Origin of the sequence: Flavobacterium sp., from assembly GCF_043722275.1 — a bacterium.
Taxonomy (GTDB): domain Bacteria; phylum Bacteroidota; class Bacteroidia; order Flavobacteriales; family Flavobacteriaceae; genus Flavobacterium.
Window position 1 is genome coordinate 1 of sequence record NZ_JAYSPC010000096.1, and the last position, 6,576, is coordinate 6,576.

5 protein-coding genes and 1 pseudogene are annotated in these 6,576 nt (G+C 31.4%); 4 read left to right on the plus strand and 2 right to left on the minus strand.

Annotation, left to right across the window (positions count from 1 at the left end; all coding sequences use genetic code 11):
• Window positions 1–229: 229 nt before the first annotated feature.
• Complete coding sequence (locus ACHZDT_RS11865; protein ID WP_394774839.1) at window positions 230–2,566, minus strand: hypothetical protein; 2,337 nt, start codon at window positions 2,564–2,566, stop codon at window positions 230–232.
• Window positions 2,526–3,665 carry a hypothetical protein gene (locus tag ACHZDT_RS11870; protein WP_394774840.1) on the minus strand — a complete coding sequence of 380 codons (1,140 nt, stop codon included), beginning with the start codon at window positions 3,663–3,665 and terminating at the stop codon, window positions 2,526–2,528. The genes ACHZDT_RS11865 and ACHZDT_RS11870 overlap by 41 nt, the downstream gene beginning before the upstream one ends.
• 113 nt (window positions 3,666–3,778) lie before the next feature.
• Here ACHZDT_RS11870 and prmA point away from each other — a divergent pair, with 113 nt between their 5' ends.
• The 4 genes and pseudogenes from prmA to ACHZDT_RS11890 form a co-directional block, all read left to right on the plus strand.
• The gene (gene prmA / locus ACHZDT_RS11875) at window positions 3,779–4,612 is read left to right on the plus strand and encodes a 50S ribosomal protein L11 methyltransferase (RefSeq protein WP_394774841.1); all 834 of its coding nucleotides are present in this window, start codon (window positions 3,779–3,781) and stop codon (window positions 4,610–4,612) included.
• Between the two features lie 144 nt (window positions 4,613–4,756).
• Window positions 4,757–5,032, plus strand: coding sequence for an ATP-dependent Clp protease adaptor ClpS (locus ACHZDT_RS11880; protein ID WP_394774842.1), 276 nt, complete (start codon window positions 4,757–4,759; stop codon window positions 5,030–5,032).
• Between the two features lie 64 nt (window positions 5,033–5,096).
• Window positions 5,097–6,356: a sterol desaturase family protein gene (locus ACHZDT_RS11885; RefSeq protein ID WP_394774843.1), complete on the plus strand. Its 1,260-nt coding sequence runs from the start codon at window positions 5,097–5,099 to the stop codon at window positions 6,354–6,356.
• Between the two features lie 18 nt (window positions 6,357–6,374).
• Window positions 6,375–6,576: pseudogene (locus ACHZDT_RS11890) on the plus strand (lysoplasmalogenase); the annotation flags it as partial.

The window sequence follows — 6,576 nt, forward strand, 5'->3', positions numbered from 1 at the left end:
TTCTGATATTTTAGATTTTAGATTTTAGATTTTAGATTTTAGATTTTAGATTTTAGATTTTAGATTTTAGATTTTAGATTTTAGATTTTAGATTTTATATTTTAGATTTTAGATTTTAGATTTTAGATTTTACTATAAAAAAAGTGTTCGCTTTGCGAACACTTTTTTTATGCTTTATTTTCTCAGAATCAAACTTAAATGAACTTATATCACTTATATGGTTTAAATTTTAGTTTATAAAGGACTGCAATAATGGGCAATTGTATTTTTTAAAAGTTGGTGTTGTTTTATAAACCGAATAAAAATTGACCAGCTCCTGCCCTGCCTTAAACGGATTTTTCTCTTCCTCTTCAGTTGAAATACTATTCATATTATGATTGTAATAATTACATTCAAAAATCATCAAACTTGCTAAAGCCTTTTCGTTATTGTTTTTCGACATTTTCAGAGCTTTCTCATAATACATTTTAGCCATTGTTAAGCTGTAATAATTGCCTTTTTGATATCTTTTTTCATTCTCAGAATTGTCTCCATATACATAATCAACATACGATTCACCGGCTGTCCAATCATACGCAACCATCATCCAGGAATTTCCTAAATACGAAACATTAAAATAAGCATGTGCCAGTTGTAAATTGCCCGATGCCGTATTTTGTTTCTTTAACTGAATTAGTTTTGCAATAAAATCGGCTTTATTAAAACGGTAATCAAATTTGCGTTCCTTATCTTTTTGCAGAATTTTAGGTGAAAAAGGATTTTCGTTCAAATAATCGGCAAACGCATAATTCTTCTCCCAGAAATCTTTTGGCATACTTGCAAAGGTTTCATAAGCTAATTCTAAATTATTATTTCTAAATGCAATTGTTCCTTTTAGATCTTTATAATAATTTATATTTGGTGCGATTGTTCCGGAACAAATGTATTTTTCAAAAGGCGTTTTGCCTTCTTTTTGTTGTAACGCCATCAATTTATCAACATCTTCTATGGTTGCGCTTCGGTCAAAATAACCTATATAACTGTAGAAATAAGGATTATCATAAACCGAATATTCTCCCCCGCTTTTAGTGTCTGATTTCATCATTAATAATCCTGCAGTAACACGATCACCTTTCCTGGCAAAATCTCCACTGGCAATTCGGTACAAACTATATAAATTTTTAAATAATCCGTTGTCAGTTTCAACCAAACTTTCCACTGAATCAAAGTATTTAAAAAGTTGGTTTTGAACTTTTTCATTTTTCAAATCATCTTGTTTTAAGGAAACTAATGCCAACTGAATACTTTTTTGCATTTGGATCGATGCATTGGCTTTATCAGAAATCATATTGGTATATTTTTTTCCCAAATCAATCTCATCATCCATAAAACACAGTTGCGCAATCGCTGCGGTAACATAATCTTTTTGTTCTCCTGAAGTTTGTTCGCGAATAGAAATTAAGAAATATTCTAATGCTCTTAAATGCGAGATATCCTTATTAAAGTTTTCTTCTTTTGCTTTGGCATAATTTCCATACCAATCTGTACCTTCAAAAGTAACCGATGGACTTCCGTTGTTGGTATATTGAGGCGTGAAAATCCAATCTTCGAGTTTATTGATTTCTCTTCCAATTAAAAAACTTAAATTAATACTGTTTGGACTTACTTTATAAACTTCTTGTATTGTTTTTAAATCCGGCGCAGGATTTCTAAAACTTTCTATTGCCAGAATTACGCTTCGTTCTTCGTCATTTTGGGCAAGAGCCAAAGTTTCTTCGGTTAATTTCCAATTATAATGCTGTAAAACTGCAAACGATTTTTCTTCGCATGAAGCGAAAACTTTACTCAGTAAATAGTTCTGCAACGGGAAATTTTCGATACATAAAGCCTTATAATACAAAGCCCACGGTTCTAAAATAGTGTTTTTATTGTCCGCTAAATAAGTATCATATAAACGAATTACTTCGTTTTTATCTTCAGCATAAAAATTATATCTTAAAATTAAAAAGGCATAACGCTGTTTCAGGAAAGCATCTTTTGCCGTTTTTATTTTCTTTTCAAAATCATTAACATCGGCTAATTTATGATCTTTGCTTCCATAACCAACCTGATCCCAGGATTCCCATTTTACATCATTATTACTATTGTATTCGAGCTTTTTAGCAAATAATATATAATTAAAAAAGGCTTTATTTTTTGGTAATAGCAAAGCTTCGATAAAAGTATTTTTATCAAAAGCCTTTTTTAATGATTTGGCTTCATAAGCAGCTTCAAATTGTTCTCCGTCAGTTTCATACAAAATAGTATGCACGTCTTTTGGATCAATTTGACTGCCTAGTTTTTTCTGCCATTCCTGACAATTCAATTCCTGATCAACGCCGGAAATAGTATTTGTAGCATAGTAATAATCTGCTGAATAATAAAATGGTGTCAGTTTAAAAAAACCTTCTCTTTGCGCTTTAAACAAAGCCAAACGACTTGTTTCCGGCGAAACGCTCCAACCACAGGCAAAGGAAACCTGAAAGCTTAAAACTAAAAGTAAACTACTAAAAACTCTCATAATAGCTGGATATATTTTGGGTTCCATAATCGTCAATGTATTTTTTATCGAAAGAAAAAAAAGTCACTTTGGTTTGATTGTCAATCTTAATTTTGCTTTTTACAATCGAAATCATTTCCTCCAATTCTTTTTCGGAAATTTTCTCAATCCTGATTTCGTCACCGTTTCTCAAATAAGTTTGTCCAATCAAAACATCGTCTTCCAAAACATATTTCTCAGATGATATTTTTTTTAATTTAATCGAATCATTCCGTAATTGATCATAATCTGATAAAATACCTTTAAACTGATTTCCTCTAAAAACAACTGCCCAACTGTATAATGGCAATGCAATATCAAGTTTCAGTTTATATTGATCGTGCGTAATATATTGTGCCAATTCCTCGCTGGTTCCTATTGAGTTTTTAGAATTAAAATCTTCCGGTTTTGTCAAATTATAACACATTAATAAACCTTTATCAACTGGCGGAATCCCGGCTTTTGAAGCATATTTATATTGCCAGAGTCGGATTGTGGCAGAAATTTGCGCCGTTGGAAATCCTTTTTTAATTTGTTTCAGTAAATAGAAATAATTGTCTTTCGATTTTTCTGTCCAGTCACAATCAATTAGAATTTCTTTAAAATCAACCTTTAGTTTTCCCAATTCAATTGCTTTTACTGAGTCGTAATTAATACGTTTGTAATTTTCCTGTTTGTAATAATCCTTTGGATAAACAATTGAGTTGGCAACATTATCTGCTTTCGTTTCATTTATTTTTTCACCTATTATTTGCACACGTTTTGCAATTCGTGCCGCCAGACTGTCTAATTGTTTTTTGTTTGATTGCAAAACAACTTCATTGGTAATAAAAATACTTGGCGTGATTTCAGGATTACTTTCATTAAGTCTGATATCGTGAATTGTCGCGACTGGTAAAGGTTCTTTTGCGTATGGATTCCAGTCAACATCAAAAAAACGAACGTACATATGCTGTAATTTCAAATTCCTGATTAAGGAATCATCTTCTTTCTGAAAATTCAGATCGGTTTTCCAATAACAAAACGATCGCACTACTTCATGTTCTTCTTTTTCACAAGTTGCGCCGTTAAGTGCCGCAAAAAGCAAAATAAAAATGATATTCTTCATATTTTAAAAATCCTTACAAATTCTATTCAAAATTAACATTAATAAATATAAGGATGTCGATTATTTATGAACAACTTCTGCTTTGGATTCTTACCTTTGCAAAAAAATTATTTATGTCGAATATATATTTAGGATACCATTTTACGATTGAACCAAAAGAACCAGGTTCAGAAATTTTAATTGCTGAATTAGGTGAAAAAGCATTTGAAACTTTTACAGAAACTGAAACAGGAATTTCGGCTTATGTAAAAAAGGATTTGTGGGATGAGAATATCTTGGATGACATTTATATTTTAGAATCTGAAGAATTTAAAATCGAATATACGGTTGAAGAAATCGATCAGGTAAACTGGAACGAGGAATGGGAAAAGAATTTTGAAGCGATTGATGTGGACGGAAAATGCCATGTTCGCGCTCCTTTTCACCCAAAAACTGATGCCGAATTTGATATTGTAATTGAGCCAAAAATGAGTTTTGGAACTGGTCATCACGAAACAACTCATATGATGATTCAGCATTTACTTGAAATGGATGTTAAAGGTCTTAAAACCCTTGATATGGGTTGCGGAACGGCGATTTTAGCCATTTTAGCCGAAATGAAAGGCGCTCAACCAATTGATGCAATTGATATTGATAATTGGTGTTATTTAAATTCTATCGAAAATGCAGAACGCAATAATTGCAAACATATTACCGTTTACGAAGGCGACGCGGCTTTATTAGCAGGAAAAAGTTATGACTTAATTATTGCTAATATCAACCGTAACATTTTGTTGAACGATATGCAAAGTTATGTTGATTGTTTAAATAAAGACGGCATAATATTGTTTAGTGGTTTCTATGAAGAAGATATTCCTTTTATTGATGCTTCATGCACGGAAAAAGGATTAACATATGTTAAAAAATTTCAAAGAAATAACTGGGTTTCATTAAAATACGTAAATTAGATAGTTGATTATCTGAATTTTAAATGCGCCCGCAGATCAAACGGATTAAACAGATTAGCACAGATTTAGTTTTTGAAAAACCTTGCTAATTGCAAATCTCCGGCAAGTAAATTAGTAATTACAACAGTACAAAAACTTAAAAAAATGAGTACTAAAGAAAAAGTAAGAGAAAGAGTTCGCGAAAAGGAAGCGACAAGTTTCAATAACGAAATCATTGTTTATAATGACGATGTAAACACTTTTGATCACGTAATTGACACTTTAATGCGTGTTTGCAGTCACACGCCTGAACAAGCAGAACAATGTTCCTTAATTGTACATTACAACGGAAAATGTACTGTAAAAACGGGACCAATGGACAAGTTAAGACCTCAATGTACACAACTTTTGGAAGCTGGATTAAGTGCCGAAATTGTTTAATTGCCAATAATGTAAAAAACATTCTATTTTATTCTATATTTGGAATAAAATAGAATGTTTTTTTATGGAAGAATACGGAAAGATATTGATTATCGCGACGCCTATTTTTTTAGTTTTAATTATACTCGAAAAAATATACGGCATTTACAAAAAGGACGATACCGCTCCTTTAATTGATAGCGTATCGAGCATAAGTTCCGGAATTACCAACTCGGTAAAAGATGTTTTGGGATTAAGCCTGACTTTTATATCTTATGAATGGATGGTTTCTAAAATTGCCATTTATCATCAGGAAGCCAATATTCTCTCTTATTGCATTGCTTTTTTTGTCATCGATTTTTATGGTTACTGGAGCCATCGATGGGCGCATCAAATTAATCTTTTCTGGAACAAACACGCGATTCATCATAGTAGTGAGGAATTTAATCTTGCCTGCGCTTTACGTCAGCCTATTGCAAGTTTAGCTAATTTATTTACTTTTTTATTGATTCCTGCCGCATTATTAGGCGTTCCTGCCACAGTAATTGCAATTACTTTACCGCTCCATTTATTTTTACAATTTTGGTATCATACAAAACATATTAAAAAAATGGGATTTGTTGAATATATTTTGGTTACGCCATCACATCATCGTGTGCATCATGCTATAAATCCGGAATATTTAGATAAAAACCATTCGCAAATATTCATTTTTTGGGATAAACTTTTTGGCACTTTTCAGGCTGAATTAGATGATGTTCCTCCGGTTTTTGGTATTACAAGACCAGCAAATACATGGAATCCTATCCGAATTAATTTTCAGCATTTGACGTTATTGATTAAAGATGCTTGGAGATCTGAAAATTGGAAAGACAAATTCACGATTTGGTTTAAACCAACGGGCTGGAGACCTGAAAATTTTGAAATAAAATATCCTGTCAACAAAATCGATAATGTTTTTGATTTTGAAAAGTACGGTACGCAAAACTCTCAAAAGCTAATTTACTGGTCTGTAACACAAGTTTTAATCACCTTGTTGTTTGTAACCTATTTATTTGATAATATTGCTAAAATTGGTTTACCAAACATTTTTATATACGGTTTCTTTATATTAGCAACCATTTATAGCTACACGGAATTAATGGACAAAAGCAGATTTGCTGTTTTGTGGGAAGGTTTACGCTTTATAATTGCAATTGCTATTATAGCGTATTATGGAGATTGGTTTGGCTTAAATCATGTTTTTTCTGCAAGTAATTATATCATTTTAAGTTATTTGAGTATCTCGTTTTTACTTTCGATTTACTTTGTAACTATCGATTTTAAAATAACCAAAACCAAATAATCAATTCATAAACCGCTTATGAAAAACACCATTTTTTTTAAAATCTATATTGTTTTTAGTATTGTATATCTCATTGTTTTATTTAGGGGAAATGAAAATTTAGATTTATTTCTAAAACCGGCTTTAATTCCGTTATTAGGATTTGGAGTTTATTTTCATCGAAAATTTCCATCTCGAAAAATCCTCTTAACTGGCTTACTTTTTGCTTGGATTGGAGATG

Bases quoted from the DNA above. Each gene is read 5' to 3' on its own strand.
- ACHZDT_RS11880 (WP_394774842.1), top strand. From the start codon at position 4,757: ATGAGTACTAAAGAAAAAGTAAGAGAAAGAGTTCGCGAAAAGGAAGCG.
- ACHZDT_RS11870 (WP_394774840.1), bottom strand. From the start codon at position 3,665: ATGAAGAATATCATTTTTATTTTGCTTTTTGCGGCACTTAACGGCGCA.
- prmA (WP_394774841.1), top strand. From the start codon at position 3,779: ATGTCGAATATATATTTAGGATACCATTTTACGATTGAACCAAAAGAA.
- ACHZDT_RS11885 (WP_394774843.1), top strand. From the start codon at position 5,097: ATGGAAGAATACGGAAAGATATTGATTATCGCGACGCCTATTTTTTTA.
- ACHZDT_RS11865 (WP_394774839.1), bottom strand. From the start codon at position 2,566: ATGGAACCCAAAATATATCCAGCTATTATGAGAGTTTTTAGTAGTTTA.